18 protein-coding genes are annotated in these 16,023 nt (G+C 63.7%); 11 read left to right on the top strand and 7 right to left on the bottom strand.

Translation table 11 applies throughout. From position 1 onward, the window contains the following. The coding region (locus tag ACQ4OD_RS25135) for a hypothetical protein (protein WP_430945127.1) at positions 1-227 on the top strand (227 nt) is incomplete at its 5' end. Beyond that, on the top strand, positions 224-493 hold the full coding sequence (locus tag ACQ4OD_RS25130) for a hypothetical protein (protein ID WP_139672912.1): 270 nt from the start codon (positions 224-226) through the stop codon (positions 491-493). The genes ACQ4OD_RS25135 and ACQ4OD_RS25130, both read left to right, overlap by 4 nt. An 11-nt stretch (positions 494-504) precedes the next feature. Here the strand turns inward: ACQ4OD_RS25130 and ACQ4OD_RS25125 are convergent, their stop codons facing one another. The 3 genes from ACQ4OD_RS25125 to ACQ4OD_RS25115 all read right to left on the bottom strand — a co-directional run bounded on the left by ACQ4OD_RS25125 (position 505) and on the right by ACQ4OD_RS25115 (position 2,508). Next, complete coding sequence (locus ACQ4OD_RS25125) at positions 505-741, bottom strand: BrnA antitoxin family protein (protein ID WP_069016961.1); 237 nt, start codon at positions 739-741, stop codon at positions 505-507. Continuing rightward, a complete protein-coding gene (locus ACQ4OD_RS25120; RefSeq protein ID WP_430945128.1) occupies positions 716-997 on the bottom strand; it encodes a BrnT family toxin in 282 nt (93 codons plus the stop codon). Before ACQ4OD_RS25120 ends, ACQ4OD_RS25125 begins: the two co-directional genes overlap by 26 nt. A 185-nt stretch (positions 998-1,182) precedes the next feature. Continuing rightward, positions 1,183-2,508, bottom strand: coding sequence for a DEAD/DEAH box helicase (locus tag ACQ4OD_RS25115; protein WP_023631179.1), 1,326 nt, complete (start codon positions 2,506-2,508; stop codon positions 1,183-1,185). A gap of 142 nt (positions 2,509-2,650) precedes the next feature. Between ACQ4OD_RS25115 and ACQ4OD_RS25110 the strand changes: the two genes are divergently transcribed. The 5 genes from ACQ4OD_RS25110 to aepX all read left to right on the top strand — a co-directional run bounded on the left by ACQ4OD_RS25110 (position 2,651) and on the right by aepX (position 8,473). After that, positions 2,651-3,943, top strand: a complete 1,293-nt coding sequence (locus ACQ4OD_RS25110) for a mechanosensitive ion channel family protein (RefSeq protein WP_139672915.1) — start codon at positions 2,651-2,653, stop codon at positions 3,941-3,943. A 301-nt stretch (positions 3,944-4,244) separates the two neighbouring features. Then, the gene (locus ACQ4OD_RS25105; RefSeq protein ID WP_430945126.1) at positions 4,245-5,447 is read left to right on the top strand and encodes an MFS transporter; all 1,203 of its coding nucleotides are present in this window, start codon (positions 4,245-4,247) and stop codon (positions 5,445-5,447) included. A gap of 43 nt (positions 5,448-5,490) precedes the next feature. Then, positions 5,491-6,693: an aminotransferase class I/II-fold pyridoxal phosphate-dependent enzyme gene (locus tag ACQ4OD_RS25100; protein WP_198755254.1), complete on the top strand. Its 1,203-nt coding sequence runs from the start codon at positions 5,491-5,493 to the stop codon at positions 6,691-6,693. 33 nt (positions 6,694-6,726) lie between these two features. Beyond that, the gene (locus ACQ4OD_RS25095) at positions 6,727-7,554 is read left to right on the top strand and encodes a hypothetical protein (RefSeq protein ID WP_139672924.1); all 828 of its coding nucleotides are present in this window, start codon (positions 6,727-6,729) and stop codon (positions 7,552-7,554) included. A gap of 28 nt (positions 7,555-7,582) precedes the next feature. Beyond that, positions 7,583-8,473, top strand: a complete 891-nt coding sequence (gene aepX / locus ACQ4OD_RS25090) for a phosphoenolpyruvate mutase (protein WP_430945125.1) — start codon at positions 7,583-7,585, stop codon at positions 8,471-8,473. 43 nt (positions 8,474-8,516) lie between these two features. On the opposite strand, the gene ACQ4OD_RS25085 is transcribed toward aepX, so the two are convergent. The 4 genes from ACQ4OD_RS25085 to ACQ4OD_RS25070 all read right to left on the bottom strand — a co-directional run bounded on the left by ACQ4OD_RS25085 (position 8,517) and on the right by ACQ4OD_RS25070 (position 11,757). Continuing rightward, positions 8,517-9,401 (bottom strand): LysR family transcriptional regulator, encoded by an 885-nt coding sequence (locus ACQ4OD_RS25085; protein WP_139672930.1) that lies wholly within the window; start codon positions 9,399-9,401, stop codon positions 8,517-8,519. A gap of 166 nt (positions 9,402-9,567) precedes the next feature. Further along, complete coding sequence (locus ACQ4OD_RS25080) at positions 9,568-10,449, bottom strand: carboxylate/amino acid/amine transporter (RefSeq protein WP_139672933.1); 882 nt, start codon at positions 10,447-10,449, stop codon at positions 9,568-9,570. A gap of 283 nt (positions 10,450-10,732) precedes the next feature. Beyond that, positions 10,733-11,332, bottom strand: a complete 600-nt coding sequence (locus ACQ4OD_RS25075) for an FMN-dependent NADH-azoreductase (RefSeq protein WP_139672937.1) — start codon at positions 11,330-11,332, stop codon at positions 10,733-10,735. 110 nt (positions 11,333-11,442) lie between these two features. Beyond that, positions 11,443-11,757, bottom strand: coding sequence for a 3-phosphoglycerate kinase (locus tag ACQ4OD_RS25070; protein WP_139672940.1), 315 nt, complete (start codon positions 11,755-11,757; stop codon positions 11,443-11,445). A 50-nt stretch (positions 11,758-11,807) separates the two neighbouring features. Here ACQ4OD_RS25070 and ACQ4OD_RS25065 point away from each other — a divergent pair, with 50 nt between their 5' ends. From ACQ4OD_RS25065 to ACQ4OD_RS25050, 4 genes are read left to right on the top strand one after another with little or no spacing between them, the layout of a single operon-like run. Beyond that, positions 11,808-12,731, top strand: a complete 924-nt coding sequence (locus ACQ4OD_RS25065) for a LysR family transcriptional regulator (RefSeq protein WP_028693074.1) — start codon at positions 11,808-11,810, stop codon at positions 12,729-12,731. Between the two features lie 13 nt (positions 12,732-12,744). Continuing rightward, a complete protein-coding gene (locus ACQ4OD_RS25060) occupies positions 12,745-13,557 on the top strand; it encodes an alpha/beta fold hydrolase (protein WP_430945124.1) in 813 nt (270 codons plus the stop codon). Further along, positions 13,551-14,108, top strand: coding sequence for a peptidylprolyl isomerase (locus ACQ4OD_RS25055; protein WP_102684413.1), 558 nt, complete (start codon positions 13,551-13,553; stop codon positions 14,106-14,108). The genes ACQ4OD_RS25060 and ACQ4OD_RS25055 overlap by 7 nt, the downstream gene beginning before the upstream one ends. 51 nt (positions 14,109-14,159) lie before the next feature. Then, positions 14,160-15,992 carry an ABC transporter ATP-binding protein gene (locus ACQ4OD_RS25050; RefSeq protein WP_430945123.1) on the top strand — a complete coding sequence of 611 codons (1,833 nt, stop codon included), beginning with the start codon at positions 14,160-14,162 and terminating at the stop codon, positions 15,990-15,992. Positions 15,993-16,023: the final 31 nt, after the last annotated feature.

Here is a 16,023-nt window from a genome sequence, read left to right as displayed (position 1 = left end):
GGTCTCGCAAATCAGGCGGTCAGGTGCTCATGCTTGCCAGCACACCGGTAAGCATTAGCGAAAAAGAGCGCGAGATACTATTTCGCCATCATGGAAGCGTCAAATTAATATCGTCAAAAAATAGTAGCCGTTTGACGGCACCTGTTCCGCCAGTCGCTCGCGCTGAACTTCCGGCCAGCCAGCGACCTCCACCGCAGGAATCGACTGACAAGGGAACCAAAGGATGAAACCGCTACCCTGCATCCTCTGCGCGACAGCTCTGCTCTGCGCGCAGCCCATCTTGGCCTGCACACCGGAAGAGGCCACGCAGAAAAGAGAGCAACTGGCAGGCCTGGTGAGCCAGCTGACCGAGCAGAACGCTCAAAAGGCCAAGGAAATCAATGAAGAGCTTCAGCACATGGACCTCGGCACCGCCAGCAAGGACCTGCCGGACAAGTGCCAGTTGATCGACAAGCGCATCCAGGAACTTAAAGAAGCGGAAAGGAAAACCTGACGGCGCCTGGATCAGCGCCGCTGCTGGGCCTGCATGTACTGACGAAGCAACTGGTTGATGCGGGTCTGGTAGCCGGCGCCCTGCTCCTTGAACCAGGCCAGTACGTCGGCATCCAGGCGGATGGTGACCGTTTGCTTGGCGGGCACCCGCAGTTCGGCACGGCGAAAGAAGTCATCGTCGAGTTCGGGGATGTCCGAGGTATCGACCGGGGCTTGGTCTTGCTCACAGCTTATGGACGGTTTCGACATAGCGCGTTACCTCACGTCGTGTGGCTCTTCTGGCGGAAATGATGCGGATCACATCACCCTGCCGTTCGGTGTAGGCGACCACGCTGACCCACGCATTGATCCAGCCCATGCCGATCCAGCGTGCCTCCGGGTACTCGAATCGCTCATCGCGCAGCGCCAGCATCGGCTGGCGGAACATCTCGGGCACATCGTTGAAGTCGATCCCGTGCTTGCGGATGTTGAGCTGGTTCTTTTCCTCGTCCCATTCAAATCGCACGGGACAATCGTATTTACAGCTGTACATACGCTACTCCTCCTTGGCTGCACATGCCAGAGGAGTGTGGCGGTCGGGCGACAAAATGCCCTGGCTGGAACAGGGTTTGGGAAATGGGCTACGCGCCCAGGGGAAAGAGGTGAAGCAACCCGCCACCGTTGCAGTGGCGGGCTCATTGCCGGAGGGGTTTACTCAGCCGCCGGCTTGCGCTTTTTCAGCGGCGCCAGGCCATCGGCGCTGGCCAGCGGCGCGTTGGCCTTCGGCTTGGCGGACGGCTTGCGCTTGGCGGCGCCCTTCTTGTCGGCGCCCGCCTTCTTCTCGGTCTTTTTCTTCTTGGTGCCGGCAGCCTTGCCCGAGGCCTTGACCTTCTTCGGACCGTTATAGGTACCCTTGACCTCCTTGATGACGCGGCGCTCGAACTGCTGCTTGAGGTAGCGTTCGATGCTCGACATCAGGTTCCAGTCGTTGTGGGTGATCAGCGAGATCGCCAGGCCTTCGCCACCGGCACGGCCGGTGCGGCCAATACGGTGCACGTACTCGTCACCGCTGCGTGGCATGTCGAAGTTGATCACCAGGTCCAGGCCGTCGATGTCCAGGCCGCGGGCCGCGACGTCAGTGGCCACCAGCACCTTGGAGCCGCCGTCCTTGAAGCGGTCGATGGCCAGCTTGCGGTCCTTCTGGTCCTTCTCGCCATGCAGGACGAACGCCTTGACCTCCTTGGCCACCAGGTGGCCGTAGATACGGTCGGCCAGGGCGCGGGTGTTGGTGAAGATGATTGCCTTCTTGTAGGTCTCGTTGGCCAGCAGCCACTGCACGATCTGCTCTTTATGCTGGTCGTGGTCGGCGGTGATGATCTGCTGGCGCGTGCCTTCGGCGAGCTGCGAGACGCTGTTGAGCATCAGGTGCTCAGGGTCTTTGAGCACCTTGCCGATGATGTCACGCAGGGCAGCGCCACCGGTGGTGGCCGAGAACAGCAGGGTCTGCTTGCGGTTTTCGCACTCTTTGCACAGGCGTTCCATGTCTTCGGCAAAGCCCATGTCGAGCATGCGGTCGGCTTCGTCGAGGATCAGCACGTCAACGTGGGACAGGTCGAGGTTGCCGGCATTGAGCTGCTCGAGCAGGCGACCCGGGGTGCCGATCAGCACGTCCGGCACCTTGCGCAGCATCGCCGCCTGTTCCTTGAAGTCTTCACCGCCGGTGACCAGCCCCGACTTGATATAGGTGAACTGGGAGAACAGTTGCACCTGCTTGAGGGTCTGCTGGGCCAACTCGCGGGTCGGCAGCAGGATCAGCGCACGTATTTCAACGCTCGGGCCGCTGCGGTCGACCAGGCGGTTGAGCAGTGGCAGCACGAAGGCGGCGGTCTTGCCGCTGCCGGTCTGCGCCGTCACCCGCAGGTCACGCCCTTGCAGGGCCAGGGGAATGGCCGCCGCCTGCACCGGGGTCGGCTCGACAAATTTCAGCTCGGCCACGGCTTTGAGCAGGCGTTCGTGCAGGGCGAATTGGGAAAACACGGGGTAACCTCGGGCAAGTGCGAAAAATTCAGTTGCATAGGGTAACGTTTTCCGTGGCCAGAACCGAATTTCTTTTGGCAACTTTGCGCCGATCCACGCTCTAATAACGCTTCGTACCGCAACACAGACCGTTTCCAATCCCATGGACATCCAACGCTTCTGGCGTGACGCCCTCGACCTCTGGGGCACGCTCGACCAACACCCCCTGCTGCACGCCGCCCTCGGCCTGGCCGTGCTGCTGCTCGTCTCGCTGCTGATCGGCCGTCTGGCGCGCTTCCTGATCCTGCACTCCACCCGCCTGCTAGGCCGCCAACAGGCACTCAGATGGCTGGACGATCTGCGCCACAACAAGGTGTTCCATCGTCTGGCCCAGACCACCCCGTCGCTGGTGGTGCAGTTCGGCCTGAAGCTGGTGCCGGAGCTGTCGGCCGCCGCCCAGCATTTTCTCGGCAATGTCGCGCTGGCCGTGACGCTGCTGTTCATGACCCGCGCCCTTTCCTGCCTGCTCGACGCGCTGCTGGACATCTACGCCCGCACCGAACATGCCCGCACCCGCTCGATCAAGGGCTACATGCAGCTGGCCAAGATGATGCTGTGGATCTTTGCCGCCATCGTCATCGTCGCCACCCTGATCGACCGCTCGCCACTGTTGCTGCTGTCCGGTCTGGGCGCCATGTCGGCGGTGCTGCTGTTGGTGTACAAGGACACCCTGCTGTCGTTCGTCGCCAGCGTGCAGCTGACCAGCAACGACATGCTGCATGTCGGCGACTGGATCGAAATGCCCCAGGCCGGCGCCGACGGCGACGTGGTCGACATCACCCTGCACACGGTCAAGGTGCAAAACTTCGACAAGACCATCGTCTCGATCCCCACCTGGCGCCTGATGAGCGAGTCGTTCCGCAATTACCGCGGCATGCAGCAATCCGGCGGGCGGCGGATCAAACGCAGCCTGTTCATCGACGCCGCCGGTGTGCGCTTCCTGAGCCCGGACGAAGAACAGCGCCTGGGACAGGTACGCCTGCTGGGCGACTACCTGGCGCAGAAGCGCCATGAACTGCATCACTGGAACGAAGCCCTGGGCCCGGTGGCGGAACTTTCGGCCAACCGCCGCAAGCTGACCAACATCGGCACCTTCCGCGCCTTCGCCCTGGCCTACCTGAAGAACCACCCCAACGTGCACCCGGACATGACCTGCATGGTCCGTCAGATGCAGACCACCGCCGAAGGTGTGCCGCTGGAGATCTACTGCTTCACTACCACCACGGCGTGGGCCGAATACGAGCGCATCCAGGGCGATATCTTCGACTACCTGCTGGCGGTATTGCCGGAGTTCGGCCTGAGCCTTTACCAGCAGCCGAGCGGCAACGACATGCGCGTGGGGCTGGCGGCCAGGCCGCCTATGGTGACCTCGACGCGGGAATTCGACGAAGCCTGATTCGGGATGCGTAAGAGCCGGCTTGCCCCGCGAAAAGGCTGACACGGCCAATCGCTGGGCAAGCCCGCCCTCACTGACCTCGAAAAAAATTTGGGCAGCACACCAGGGTCTTGTGCGCTCACAAAGCACAACGAAACAATTAGTTACAAGTATTTCAGAATTATTAAACGCCTGCCTTCGATAAATACGAATACCCGCCTCACCCCGCTTCTCCTAACCTGCAGCGAACAGGCCGCCCCAATGACAGGCGGCACGGTATCGGACAAAGGACTACGAGCAAGCGATGCGTCAGGACATCTCTTTGGAAAAACCACTCGACGAGCCGGACCGCAGCGACCCAGCCAACCGCCGCAAGGCACTGGCCGCCGGCAGCCTGGCCCATGGCGTGCACGATGGCCTTACCGACGTTATCTATGTGTTGCTGCCCATCTGGCAGGCCGCCTTCGGCCTGAGCTATGCCCAGGTCGGCCTGCTGCGCGGCGCCTACGCCGGGATGATGGCCGGCTTCCAGTTGCTGGCCAGCCGCGGTGCGCGCAAATGGGGCCGCGAAACCCTGCTTGTCAGGGGCACCGCCCTTGCGGGCTTCGCCTACCTGCTGGCGGCCCAGGCCACGGACATCAATCTGCTGCTGCTGGCGCTGATGATCGGTGGCCTTGGCGCCAGCACCCAGCACCCGCTGGCTTCGGCGCTGGTGTCCGACGCCTACGAGGGCAGCGGGCGGGTCAAGCAGGCGCTGGCCCAGTACAACTTCGCCGGGGATATCGGCAAGGCGGTCATCCCCGGCCTGACCGGGCTGGTGCTGGTTTACATCTCCTGGCAAACCAACGCCACCCTGCTCGGCGTGCTCGGTATCGCCGCCGCCTTCGCCTTGTGGTGGCTGATGCCGAAGAACCAGGCCCACGAAACCGCCAACAAGAAGACCAAGGTCGCCGACGTGACTGGCACGCCAGCCGGCCTGATGGCGCTGATCGCCACCGGCAGCATCGACAGCGGCGTGCGCATGGGCTTTTTGACCTTCCTGCCGTTCCTGCTGCAGAGCAAGGGCGCCAGCACCGAACACATCGGCCTGGCCCTGGCCCTGCTGTTCATCGGCGGCGCCTTCGGCAAGCTGTTCTGCGGCTACCTTGGCGCGCGCCTGGGGCCGGTACGCACGGTGATCTGCACGGAAGTGCTGACCGCGCTGCTGATCCTGCTGGCACTGGTATTGCCCTATGGCGCCCTGATGCTGGTGATGCCGCTGATCGGCGTGGCGCTCAACGGCACCTCGTCGGTACTTGGCGGCCTGGTTCCGGATTTCGCCCCACGGGACCGACGCGACCGGGTATTCGCCTGGTTCTACACCGGCACCGTGGGCGGCGGCGCCCTCGCCCCGGTGCTGATCGGCGCGATATCCGACCAGGCCGGCGTCACCGAGGGCCTGGTGGTGCTGGCCTGCGTGCTGCTGTTGACCTTGCCGCTGTGCCTGGTGATCTACAACGGCATGAAGGGACTGCCGCGCCGCTGATCCGCAACATCGGTCCAGATCTAGAACAACAAGGACGTCAATCATGAACAACGGACTGTCGCAACGATCCGCGCGTATCAGCGCGCCCGGCACCTCAAGCATGCGCAGCAAGGCCAACGCACTGCGTGATGCCGGTATCAAGGTGATCAACTTCGCCGCCGGCGAGCTGTCCAGCGACGCCGCTCCGGACATGCGCCACGGCGCCATCGCGGCGGTCCACGAACAGTGGAACCGCTACACCCCGCCACTGGGCAATCCGCGGCTGCGCCAGGCCCTGGCCAGCAGCGTCAGCCAGCGCCTGGGCGTCGACTACAGAGCCGATGAGATCGCGGTGTCCAGCGGTGCCAAGCAAGCCCTGTTCAACAGCGCCATGGTGCTGTTCGATCCGGGTGATGAAGTGATCATCCCGCGCCCCTACTGGGAAACCTTTCCCACCCAGGTCGAACTGGCCGGCGCCTGCCCGGTGTTCGTCGACACCAAAGGCGACAACCACAGCCTGCGCGGCGCGGCGGTCAAGGCCGCCGTGTCGCCGCGCAGCAAGGCGATCATCATCAACACCCCCAATAACCCCACCGGGGTGGTCTATGCCCCGCGGGAACTGATCGCCATCGGTGAACTGGCCCTGGAACACAAACTCTGGGTGATCTTCGACGAGTGCTACCGCAGCCTGCTGCGCAACGGCCAGCAGCACCACAACCTGGTCGCGCTGCTGCCCGAGCTCAAGGCCTCGACCATCATCATCGACTCGTTCTCCAAAAGCCAGGCAGTGACCGGCTGGCGCCTGGGCTATGCCTGCGCGCCGAAGGCAGTGGTCGCGGCCATGCACAACCTGCAGGCCCACACCACCTCCAACCCCAGCAGCCTGGCCCAGTATGCGGCGCTCAACGCCCTGGACGGCGATGGCGCGCGGCAGTTCGGTGCCGAGGTCAATGCCCAGCTCGATCGGCAACTGGCTATCGCCACGGCGCTGCTCGGCAAACTCGAGACCATCCGCTTTTCGCCACCGCAAGGCGCGTTCTACCTCTACCTGGATATCACCCGCCTGCTCGGCAAGCGCTACCAGGGCGAGGCGATCCGCGACGCCAGCCACCTCTGCGAGCTGTTGCTGACCGAGGCGCGCATCGCCCTGGTGCCCGGCTGCAGCAATGGCGACCCGTGCGCCGTGCGGCTCTCCTACTCGGTAAGCCCGCAGGACCTCGAGGAGGGCCTGGGCCGCTTCACCGACTTTATCGCAACGCTTGCCTGACCCCGGACTTTCCACCACCCGCGAGAACATGACATGAAGAAAACGGATTTCATGCTGTCATTCGTCGACCAGGCCCTGACCGATGTGCAGGACAAACAGCTGGCCAGCGCCCTGAAAAAAGGCTTCGAGGTGCACGCCGACCTGCTGGAGGAGTACCTCGATACCTACCAGCGCATCACCGCCAAACCCTGGTCACGGGAAAGCCTGTGCACCTTCTTCTGTGGCTGGCGCAGCCCGGACGGTGCCGCCCATGCGGTTTCAAGCATCATCGTGCGCTTGCTTCAGGAGTCCGAGGCCATCGACGATCCCCAGGCTCGACTGCTGTTGCTGGACGCCGCCCGTCACTGCGGCGAGATCATCGTCGAGGACATCGGCCTGGGCGAGATGCACGGCCATCCGCATCACTCCAAACTCTATGCGCGCATGGCCACCGCCATCTGCGGCTCGGACGACTGGCGCCTGCAGGACCGCTACCTGGACCCGGTGACCAAGGAATTCTCCACCTGGGTGGGCAACAAGCGGCCGCTCGCCCCGCAACTGGTAGAGGCCATCGAGATGATGGCGATGACCGAATTGTTCAATACCGGGGAGTACAACGTGATGACGCCCCTGTGGAAGGACTGGCTCAAGGAGGCGCAGGGCAAGACGCCAGGCGAGGCGCATCGCATCGCCTCGTTCCTCAGCGTGCATTGCGGCGCGGTCGAGGCGCAGCATTTCTTCCATGCCACCAGCGCCCTCGAACTCTACTGCCGCGCCACCCGCCAGGCACTGGACCACACACGCATCGAGGCACTGTCCTGCGAATACGTGAAAAGAGCCTGCGAACACCTGAACAAGATGGAGTCGGTGCTCGCCGCCTGACAGATACCTCGCTACAGGGATGAGGCATATGAACGTGATCAAGCGTGACGCGCGCATCGACCTGCGCCAGTTGTTCAGTGAAAAAGCCTGCCTGCGGGTACTCGAGGCACACAGCCCGATCTCGGCCATGCTGGCCAAGAGCGTGCGCCTCGACGCCGGCGACACCAGCCTGGGCTACGATGCCATCTGGTCCAGTTCGCTGACGGACTCAACCCAGCGCTGCCTGCCGGACATCGAGATCCTCTCGCCCAGCGACCGCCTGGAACGGCTGAACGAAATCCTCGCGGTCTGCGACCTGCCGCTGATCTACGACGCCGACACCGGTGGCAAGATCGAGCACTTCGCCATTCATGTGCAGTGGCTGGCCCGAGCCGGGGTGTCGGCGATCGTCATCGAAGACAAATGCGGGCTGAAGAAGAACTCGTTGCTGGGCCTGAGCGTGCACCAGGAGCAGGAAACCGTGGAGCACTTCTGCGACAAGATCAGGGTCGGCACCCACCATCGCTTGGGGGGCTCGATGATGATCTTCGCCCGCTGCGAGAGCCTGATCCTCGAAAAAGGCCTGGATGACGCCCTCGCACGCTGTCGGGCCTACATCGAGGCCGGCGCCGACGGCATCATGATCCACAGCCGCAAGAGCACGGGCGAGGAGATCCTCGAATTCGCCCGCCGCTTCAAGCAGACCCACCCGCACACACCCCTGGTCTGCGTGCCGACCAGCTACCCGCAACTGACCTTCTCGTGCCTGGCCAATGCCGGTTTCAATGCGGTGATCTACGCCAACCACATGCTGCGCGGCGCCTACTCGGCCATGCGTCAGGTCGCCACCAGCATCCTCGAGCACGACCGGGCCTATGAGATCGAGCCGGCCTGCATGCCCATCGATGAAATCCTCAGCCTGGTGCCCGGTACACGATGACCACCCCATAGGGGCCGCTGTGCGGCCCCTTTGCCGGGTTTGCTCAGGCGGCGCCCAGGTAGGAAACCAGTTCGGTGACATGCCGTGGCATGCGTTCGAAATGCCTGACCAGCATCATGTGCTGCTGGCGTGCCCAGGTTTCATCGAGCCGTCGGGCCACCAGGCCACAGCCATCGAGATAAGGCTGTACCGCCGCATCCGGCGCGATACCGATACCGACCCCTTCGGCAATCATCCGGCACAGCGACTCGACCCCCGACACCTTGATCCTGAACTGGGCCGCGACGCCATCGATATCGGCCTGCTGCTCGATCAGACGGCACAGTGCACTGTCGCTCGCCAACCCGACCTGCGGGTGGCGCAGCACTTCGCCCAGGCGCAATGAGGCGCTGGCAGCCAATGCATGATGCCTGGGCAGCACCGCCACATAGTTGAGCACCGGCAGGGCGATCGAGGCGCAACCCTCCACAGGGTCACTGCCGAGCACCACGCCCATGTCAACGGCGCCCTCGCGAATGCCGCGTACGATATCCACGGCCGTGCGTTGCTGCAGGTCGATAGCGACATTGGCGTGATCGGCGAGATAGCGCACCAGCCGGCGCTGGGTCGACTCGAATGCGCTGAAACCTGCGACATACATGCGCATGTTTGCCCCGTCAGCCTCTTCGCGGTGGTCGAATTCGGCCTTGAGCACTTCGAGCTGGCGCAGGATCTTGCGGGCATGGATCAACAACCGCTGACCTGCCAGGGTCAGCACCAGCCCTTTGTGCTGGCGATGGAAAAGCCCCTCGCCAAGCTCGGCTTCCATCGACTTGATGCGCATGCTGGCGGCCCCTGGCGAGAGGCATGCACGCTTGGCACCCTGGGTCAGGCTGGGGGACTCGGCGATCTTGATGAACAGTTTCAGGTCGGTCAGGTCAAGGTTCACGGTCTCTTCCTTGTAGTGTCAGGCAAATCCATTGTCGGAACGGGCGATCTTGAGCCGCCTGCGTCCATCTTGCCTGCCACCGTCGGCCGGGCAAAGCCTGCCTTGGTATTGCCCCCGTGAATGTGACGAAGGCGCCCTGCGGGCGCCTTCTTCTCGTGCAGAGACCTCAGCGCGACGAGGCAGCCCCCGGCAGCCCTGCCCGCAGCCCCCCAAGGCGGCTCAACCAGACCGATGCGAGAATCACCGTACCGCCAATGGCCAGCCGCCCGAGCGGTTCGTCCTGGTTCCAGATCAGCAGGTTGAGCAGCAAGCCCACCGGCACATGCAGGTTGTTCATCACCGCCAGGGTGGCGCCGGAGACCAGGCAGGCGCCCTTGTTCCACCAGTACAACCCCAGCGCCGTCGGGCACAGGCCGAGGAACAACAGCACCAGCCACTGGGTGTCGGTGCTCGGCAGGTGCTGGGTATTGCCGAACAGCAGGAAGGCCGGCAATACCACCAGCAACGCGCCCAGGTAGAAATAGCCGAACCGGCGGTAGTGCGGCAGGTCACTGGGGTGACGGGCGACGAGGTGGCGGTACAGCACCTGGCCGGCGGCGTAGGTGAAATTGGCCAGCTGCAGCAGCAGGAAACCGATGAAGAACTCGCCGGTGACCGTGTCGAAGCGGATCACCGCCGCGCCGGCCACCGCAACCAGGGCGGCGAGCAGCGCCCAGGGGTTGAAGCGCCGGTTCAGGGCATCCTCGATCAAGGTCACATGCAGCGGGGTGAGGATGGTGAACAACAGCACCTCCGGCACCGTCAGCACGCGGAAGCTGAGGTATAGGCAGACATAGGTGATGCCGTACTGCAGCGCACCGATCAGCAGCATCGAGCGCATGAAGCGTGGTTCGACCTGGCGCCAGCGGGTCAGTGGCAGGAACACCAACCCGGCCAGCACCACCCGCATCAGCACGGCGAAGTAGCTGTCGACATGGCCGGCCAGGTATTCGCCGATCAGGTTGAAGGAGTACGCCTGGATCAGCGCGACGATTATCAGGTAGCCCATGGTTGGCCCTCGTGGATCAAGGCGGGGACCTTAGCGGGTTGGGCCTGGGCAGTTCAACCATGGGGATTGTGGGGCTGCTGCGCAGCCCATCGCCGGCAAGCCGGCTCCCACACCGACCGCACAATTCTCAAGGACTGCGCTGTATCCATGAGCTGGCTTTTCGGCGATCAGGCCGGCACAGGATGCGCACTGTCTGTGAGCAAAAAAAGCCCGGCCATCTCTATGGCCGGGCAGGCACACCCAAAGGAGCAACAAGGTGTCAGGGTTGGGAATTCGTCGCGGCTCAGGCCACCGCGGCCAGCTTGGCCTTGGCCTGGTTCAGGCCTTTCTCGTGGAACTCGCCGCTCATGTTCAGCCCCTCGGCATGAATGAAGTCCACGTCATGGATACCGATGAAAGCCATCACCTGGCGCAGGTAGGGTTCCTGGTGATCGCTGCTGGCACCGGCATGGATACCGCCGCGGGCGGTCAGCACGATGGCGCGCTTGCCGTTGAGCAGTCCCTGGGGGCCGGTCGGGGTGTACTTGAAGGTGATGCCGGCGCGCAGCACGTGGTCAAGCCAGGCTTTCAGGGTGCTGGGGATGGTGAAGTTGTACATCGGCGCAGCCATCACCAGTACGTCGGCGGCCAGCAATTCGTCGGTTAGCACGTTGGAGCGCTCAAGTGCCTCACGCTCGGTGGTGCTGCGCTGTTCCTCGGGCTTCATCCAGCCGCCGAGCAAGTTGGCGTCCAGATGCGGCACGGGGTTCACGGCCAGGTCGCGCACCTTGATCTCGTCGGCCGGATGCGCTGCTTGCCATTGCTGGATGAAGTCCTGGGTCAGTTTACGAGAAACGGAATCCTGCTGGCGGGCGCTGCTTTCGATGATCAGAACGTGGGACATGGGAGCCTCCATCGGCGGTAAGGGGTGGCGATTCGATGGAGGTGAGATTAGTGGTTGACCTATCGATAAAAAAGCGTAAAAAGTGGGGTCAACCTATCGATTAATCTGTTTTATTCCGCTTTGCAGTCAAGCACGATGCGCAGCCTGATGATCTGCCGGTTGAACTTGGCGGTGACATCCACGCTCCTGCCGGCGGGCACGTTGACCCGGCGCACCCGTGGCGCCTCGGGGCCGTTGCGGAAAATGACCTTGCACGCCGCCGGCACCTGCCCATAGTTGTTGAGGCTGATCGAGCCGATGTCGTAGGCCGTGTCGTAGGCGGTGTAGTCGACCTTGACCCCGGTCAGGTCCTTCTCCACGTCGATCGGGTAAGCCATGGCCCCGAGGGGCAGGCACAACAGCAAAGCCGCACAACATTTCTTCATACGGGCGCTCTCCTTGGGAAGAGCGCAGCTTAGGACAACAGGAGCCCTGGATGAAAGCACCGCGCGTTACCCTGGATCAGTGGCGGACCTTGCAGGCGGTGGTCGACCACGGCGGGTTCGCCCAGGCCGCCGAGGCCCTGCACCGCTCGCAATCGTCGGTGAGCTACACCGTGGCGCGCATGCAGGAACAACTGGGCGTGCCGCTGCTGCGCATCGATGGGCGCAAGGCGGTGCTGACCGAGGCCGGTAGCGTGCTGCTGCGCCGCTCGCGGCAACTGGTCAAACAGGCCAGCCAGCTGGAAGACCTGGCTCATCACATGGAGCAGGGCTGGGAAGCCGAGGTGCGCCTGGTGGTCGACGCCGCCTACCCCAGCGCCCGCCTGGTGCGCGCCCTGGCGGCGTTCATGCCGCAGAGCCGCGGTTGCCGGGTGCGCCTGCGCGAAGAGGTGCTGTCCGGGGTCGAGGAAGTGCTGCACGAAGGCATCGCCGACCTTGCCATCAGCAGCTTCAACATCGGCGGTTACCTGGGCACTGAACTGAGCCCGGTGGAGTTCATCGCCGTCGCCCATCCCGAGCATGCCCTGCACCGCATGGGCCGCGAAATCACCTTCCAGGACCTGGAAAGCCAGCTGCAGGTGGTGATCCGCGACTCCGGTCGGGCCCAGCCGCGTGATGTCGGCTGGCTCGGCGCCGAGCAGCGCTGGACGGTGGGCAGCCTGGGTACCGCAGCCACCTTCGTCGGCAGCGGCCTGGGCTTTGCCTGGCTGCCCCGGCACATGATCGAGCGCGAGCTGCGCGAAGGCGTGCTCAAGCCCCTGCCGCTGGATCAGGGTGGCAGCCGCCATCCACTGTTCTACCTTTACTCCAGCAAGGAAAAGACCTTGGGCCCGGCCACGCAGATTCTCATCGAATTGCTGCGCAACTTCGACACCGCGCCGCTGGACGTGCCCTTCGCAGCCCCCCCGCAAGCCTGAGAGGACCGCGCCCATGGCCGTTTTCGAACAGCAAGGATGCCAGTTGCATTACGAGGAACACGGCCAGGGCGAGCCCCTGGTGCTGCTGCACGGGCTGGGTTCGAGCAGCCAGGACTGGGAACTGCAGATGCCCGAGCTCGCCCGCCAGTACCGGGTGATCCTCATGGACATCCGTGGCCACGGGCAATCGTCCAAGCCTCGCTCGGGCTACCAGATAAAGACTTTCAGCGAGGATCTGCTGGCCTTGCTCCGTCACCTGGACACCGGCCCGGTGCACTTCGTCGGCCTGTCCATGGGCGGCATGGTCGGTTTCCAGTTCGCCGTCGACCACCCCGAGTGGCTGCGTAGCCTGTGCATCGTCAACAGCGCCCCGCAGGTCAAGCGCCGCACCCGCAGCGACTGGATCTGGTGGCTCAAGCGCTGGGGCCTGGCGCGCCTGCTCAGCGTCGAGACCGTCGGCAAGGGTCTGGCCGAACGGCTGTTTCCCAAGCCGGAGCAGGCCGAACTGCGGCGCAAGATGGCCGAGCGCTGGGCGCGCAACGACAAGCGTGCGTATCTGAAAAGCTTCGACGCCATCGTCGACTGGGGCGTACAGGAACGCATCGGCCAGATCCGCTGTCCCACCCTGGTGATCGCCGCCGACCACGATTACACACCGATACAACTGAAAGAGCGTTACGTCGCCCTGATGCCCAACGCCAGACTGGCGGTCATCGACGATTCGCGGCACGCTACGCCCCTGGACCAACCTGAGGTCTTCAACCAGACCCTGCTGCAGTTCCTCGCAGCCGCTTCCACCTCTCAAGGATCATTGAGCCCATGCTGAAAAAACTTCTGCTCACCGCCTGCTCGGTCGCCTTCGCCACCAGCGTCATGGCCTCCGACAAGACCCCGCACGTTGAGCTGGTCACCAGCTTCGGCAAGATCGAGATCGAGCTGAACGCAGAAAAAGCGCCGATCAGTACCAAGAACTTCCTCCAGTACGTGGACAGCGGCTTCTACAACAACACCATCTTCCACCGTGTGATCCCTGGCTTCATGGTTCAGGGCGGTGGCTTCACCGAGCAGATGGTGCAGAAGCCGACCAAGGATCCGATCCGCAACGAGGCCAGCAACGGCCTGCAGAACACCCGTGGCACCCTGTCCATGGCTCGTACCTCCGACCCGAACTCGGCCACCAGCCAGTTCTTCATCAACGTCGCCGACAACGACTTCCTCAACCCGGGCCGCGACCGTGGCTACGCCGTGTTCGGCAAGGTCACCAAGGGCATGGAGGTGGTCGACCAGATCGTCAACTCGCCGACCACCGTCAAGAAAGGCATGCGTGATGTGCCGGCCGACCCGGTGTACATCAAGTCGGCCAAACGCATCGACTGATCCCGCACCACACAGGGACGTGAGTCGGGTCGAACAGGAGTGTCGTCACCCATGCTGTACCGTCGTTTCGAGCAGTTGATCGACATCTTCCGCGAGGCGCCGAGCGAGGCGCCTCCCGGCAAGGTCTGGCCCTTCTATCTCTATTACCTGCGCCAGGTCTGGCCGAGCTTCCTCGCCCTGCTGATCGTCGGGCTGATCGCCTCATTGATCGAGGTGGCGCTTTTCAGCTACCTGAGCCGGATCATCGACCTGGCCCAGGGCACGCCCAACGCCAACTTCTTCAGCGAGCACAGTGGCGAGCTGATCTGGATGCTGGTGGTGGTGCTGGTGCTGCGGCCGGTGTTCTTTGGCCTGCACGACCTGCTGGTGCACCAGACCATCAGCCCGGGCATGACCAGCCTGATCCGCTGGCAAAACCACACCTACGTGCTCAAGCAGAGCCTGAACTTCTTCCAGAGCGACTTTGCCGGGCGCATCGCCCAGCGCATCATGCAGACCGGCAACTCCCTGCGTGATTCAGCGGTGCAGGCGGTAGACGCGCTGTGGCACGTGCTGATCTACGCCATCAGCGCACTGGTGCTGTTCGCCGAGGCCGACTGGCGGCTGATGCTGCCGTTGCTGGTGTGGATCGCCTGCTATATCGGCGCGCTGTACTACTTCGTGCCAAGGGTCAAGGAACGCTCGGTGATCTCCTCCGACGCACGCTCCAAACTGATGGGGCGCATTGTCGACGGCTACACCAACATCGCCACCCTCAAGCTGTTCGCCCACACCGACTACGAGCAGCAGTACGCTCGCGAGGCGATCAGCGAGCAGACCGAGAAGACCCAGCTGGCCTCGCGGGTGATCACCAGCATGGACGTGGTCATCACCTCGCTGAACGGCCTGCTGGTGGTCGCAACCACGGGCCTTGCCCTGTGGCTGTGGAGCCAGTCGCTGATCAGCGTCGGCGCCATCGCCCTGGCCACCGGCCTGGTGATCCGCATCGTCAACATGTCCGGCTGGATCATGTGGGTGGTCAACGGCATCTTCGAGAACATCGGCATGGTCCAGGACGGCCTGCAGACCATCGCCCAGCCGGTCACCGTCAGCGACAAGCCCCACGCGCCGGCACTCAAGGTCAGCCGCGGCGCGGTGCGCTTCGACCATGTCGACTTCCACTACGGCAAGGGCGGCAAGGTGATCGATGCCTTGAACCTGGATATCTGCCCCGGCGAGAAGATCGGCCTGATCGGCCCGTCCGGCGCCGGCAAGTCGACCCTGGTCAACCTGCTGCTGCGCCTGTACGACATCGACAGCGGGCGCATCCTCATCGACGGCCAGGATATCGCCGAGGTCAACCAGGCCAGCCTGCGCGCGCAGATCGGCATGATCACCCAGGACACCTCGCTGCTGCACCGCTCGATCCGCGACAACCTGCTGTACGGCCGGCCGGATGCCAGTGACGAGGAAGTCTGGGAGGCTGTCCGCCGGGCACGGGCCGACGAGTTCATCCCGCAGTTGTCCGATGCCCAGGGCCGCACCGGCTTCGACGCCCATGTCGGCGAGCGCGGCGTGAAGCTCTCCGGCGGCCAGCGCCAGCGCATCGCCATCGCCCGGGTGCTGCTGAAGAACGCGCCGATCCTGATCATGGACGAGGCGACCTCGGCGCTGGACTCGGAGGTCGAAGCGGCTATCCAGGAGAGCCTGGAGACGCTGATGCAGGGCAAGACGGTGATCGCCATCGCCCACCGCCTGTCGACCATCGCCCGCATGGACCGGCTGATCGTGCTGGACAAGGGGCATATCGTCGAGAGTGGCAGCCACACCGAGCTGTTGGCGCAACGTGGGTTGTATGCGCGGCTGTGGCATCACCAGACGGGTGGGTTCGTCGGGGTGGATTGATACAGAAAACGGCATGGGAAAATCGGAGTGG

This window comes from Pseudomonas sp. WC1 (genome assembly GCF_050586565.1).
In the GTDB taxonomy this organism is placed as follows: domain Bacteria; phylum Pseudomonadota; class Gammaproteobacteria; order Pseudomonadales; family Pseudomonadaceae; genus Aquipseudomonas.
Note: the sequence above shows the minus strand (reverse complement) of the source record. Positions and strands in the feature narration are given on the sequence as shown.